The organism is Herbaspirillum sp. B65 (genome assembly GCF_000333555.1).
In the GTDB taxonomy this organism is placed as follows: Bacteria; Pseudomonadota; Gammaproteobacteria; order Burkholderiales; family Burkholderiaceae_D; genus Herbaspirillum; species Herbaspirillum rubrisubalbicans.
The window spans coordinates 1-2452 of sequence record NZ_BADI01001181.1; the positions used below are offsets into that span (position 1 = coordinate 1).

3 protein-coding genes, 1 tRNA gene and 1 pseudogene are annotated in these 2452 nt (G+C 61.5%); 3 read left to right on the plus strand and 2 right to left on the minus strand.

The genetic code is table 11. The features are described 5' to 3' along the window. Both I5W_RS28405 and I5W_RS34370 read left to right on the plus strand, forming a co-directional pair. Nucleotides 1-448 (plus strand): ABC transporter ATP-binding protein (locus tag I5W_RS28405; RefSeq protein ID WP_044531776.1); only part of this gene is annotated, 448 nt, incomplete at its 5' end. A 175-nt stretch (nt 449-623) separates the two neighbouring features. Then, nucleotides 624-1440: pseudogene (locus I5W_RS34370) on the plus strand (alpha/beta fold hydrolase). Nucleotides 1441-1499: 59 nt separating this feature from the next. Here I5W_RS34370 and I5W_RS28415 read toward each other — a convergent pair. Next, nucleotides 1500-1694 (minus strand): hypothetical protein, encoded by a 195-nt coding sequence (locus tag I5W_RS28415; protein WP_017454616.1) that lies wholly within the window; start codon nt 1692-1694, stop codon nt 1500-1502. Nucleotides 1695-1750: 56 nt separating this feature from the next. Between I5W_RS28415 and I5W_RS28420 the strand changes: the two genes are divergently transcribed. Next, the gene (locus I5W_RS28420) at nt 1751-2206 is read left to right on the plus strand and encodes a helix-turn-helix domain-containing protein (RefSeq protein ID WP_237741799.1); all 456 of its coding nucleotides are present in this window, start codon (nt 1751-1753) and stop codon (nt 2204-2206) included. 75 nt (nt 2207-2281) lie between these two features. Here the strand turns inward: I5W_RS28420 and I5W_RS28425 are convergent. After that, nucleotides 2282-2357, minus strand: a tRNA-Lys gene (locus I5W_RS28425). Nucleotides 2358-2452 lie beyond the last annotated feature (95 nt).

Sequence of the window (2452 nt, forward strand, 5' to 3'; positions counted from 1 at the left end):
CGACAACCTGCTGCTGGGCGCCTTTCCGCGCTTTACCCGGGCGCGTCCCAAGGGGGATATCGGGCATGACCTGGAGCGCGCGCTGGAATTGTTCCCGCGCTTGAAAGAGCGGCAGGCCCAGCTGGCCGGCACGCTCTCCGGCGGCGAGCAGCAGATGCTGGCCATGGCACGCGCGGTGATGTTGAATCCTGAAGTGATCCTGCTGGATGAACCGTCGATGGGCCTGGCGCCTATCCTGGTTGATGAAGTCTTCCGCATCATCTCGCGCTTGAAGGAGCAGGGCGTGACCATGTTGCTGGTGGAGCAGTTCGCTGCCGCCGCGCTCAATGTTGCGGATTACGGGTATGTGTTGGAGAATGGCAAGATCTCCGTACACGGACCCGCCGACAAGCTGCAGAACGACCCGGCGGTCAAGGCCGCCTATCTTGGCGGTGGCGCGCATCACTGATGGGCAGCGGTCAGGCAGACATCAGCCATGCGCCACCTGGCGTGATACTGGGGCTCGCACGTCGCGCAAGCTGACAGCGTGTCCGGTATATTAAGGGGGAGCAATACCCCTTGAAGGCTGATTCAGGCGCACCTCCCGGTGCGCCTTTTCTTTGGTAGCTGGCGAAGGAGGGGTGATGTCCGGGCAGCAGCGTGTGCAGAAGGTGCATATAGACGTGGACGGCGTGTCCTTGCACGCCTGCCTGTGGGGCCGGCAGCTTGCGGGTCGTCCTGCCATCGTCCTGTTGCATGACTCCCTGGGATCAGTGGCCTTGTGGCGCGACTTTCCTGCACGCCTGGCCGAGCGTACCGCTTGCCCGGTCATTGCCTACGACCGTTATGGCTTCCGCCTGTCCACGGCGCGCCGCGATTGCCTGCCGCCCGGGTTCATTGCAGGCGAAAGCCCGGCCCTGCTTGGAAGCGGTCTTGCAACACTTCGGGGTGGAGCGGGTGGTGCTGTTTGGTCATAGCGTCGGCGGCGGCATGGCCGTGTCGGCGGCCGCGCAGATGCCGCAGTATGTGCTGGGTGTCATCACCGAAGCGGCGCAGGCCTTCGTGGAAGAGCTGACCCTGCAAGGAATACGGGAGGCTGCTGCCAGTTTCGCCGACCCGGCGCAACTGGCGCGGCTGGCGAAGTATCACGGCAACGATATGCAGCAGGCCCGCTGGGTACTGTCGGCCTGGATCGATACCTGGCGCTCGCCGGCCTTTGCCGACTGGTCGCTGGCGCCCATGCTGGCCCGTCTGCAATGCCCGGTGCTGGCCTTGCACGGCGATCTGGATGAGTACGGCAGTCTGGCTCATCCCCGCATGATCGCCAGCTTGCCGGCGGCTTTTTCCGGTCAAGGCCGGTATCAGGTGCTGGCACAGTGCGGCCATGTCCCGCATCGGGAGCAGCCGCAACAGGTGTTGCAAGCGACCGCAGATTTCCTGCTGCGTTGCGGCGTCTTCTGACACGGCGCCTTTACCCCTTCTTGCCTTCCCTCTGCCTGGCCGGCTTGGCCAGATGCATCTCAATCCAGCGGATGCTCGCGTTGATATTCCTTTAATCCCAGCAGATACATGGTGCGCACGAAAAGCGCCCGGGACCGGTAAGTTTGGCTCGCTAACTGGGTCGCTTGCTCGAATTCGGCCTCATTAAGTCGAAATTTCACCAGACGCGTGGACCCTTTTGCGGTCATGCGTTCGTTTTGTTGCTTGTGTGCCATAAGATGTCTCCTCGCTGTTGGACTGAGAGCAATATTCTAGGAGAGGTCCTTTTCATATGTCATCGAATAAAAGTGAATTTTTAACAATACTTGGTGATCGTCTGGCCGAAGAACGCGGTCGCTGCGGCCATACCCAAAAGTCGGTAGCGGACCAGTTGGAGATCACGGCGCGCACGCAGATCAAGTACGAGATCGGCGAGACGGCACCGGACGCCTACTATCTGCATGGCCTGGGGGAGATCGGCATCGACGTCACCTATGTGCTGACCGGCGTCAGAGGCGCCACGCCAAGTCAGGAGGAGAGTGAATTGCTGTCCTGCTTCCGCGGTGTGGATGCGGCAATGCGCAGTGCGCTGGTGCAATTGCTGACTGGCCTGTCGCAGATGTCCAAGGCGGCCAAGAAAAAGCGCGACTTCCCCGCCGCCAGCGACGCCAAGCGCACCCGTCCCGGGCGTCAGCGCAAGGTACCGGTGGGGCAGATAGAAGGCGGGGGCGACAATCAGGAAGAGTGATGACGGGGCGGGGCGGGCCGAGCAGGGCCCGCAAAGCAAAAAAGCACCACGATTTCTCGTGGTGCTTTTCTTGATTGGTGGGGCGTCACAGATTCGAACTGTGGACCTACGGATTAAGAGTCCGCTGCTCTACCAGCTGAGCTAACGCCCCGAAGCCCGGCCTGAAATTCAGGCCGACCTGGAAGTGAAAAAGGCCTCGGTGCGGGAGGCCTTTGAAATTTTGGTGGGGCGTCACAGATTCGAACT

Excerpts from the sequence above, each read along its gene's own strand:
- I5W_RS28415 (WP_017454616.1), bottom strand. The coding sequence starts at position 1,694 with ATGGCACACAAGCAACAAAACGAACGCATGACCGCAAAAGGGTCCACG.
- I5W_RS28420 (WP_237741799.1), top strand. The coding sequence starts at position 1,751 with ATGTCATCGAATAAAAGTGAATTTTTAACAATACTTGGTGATCGTCTG.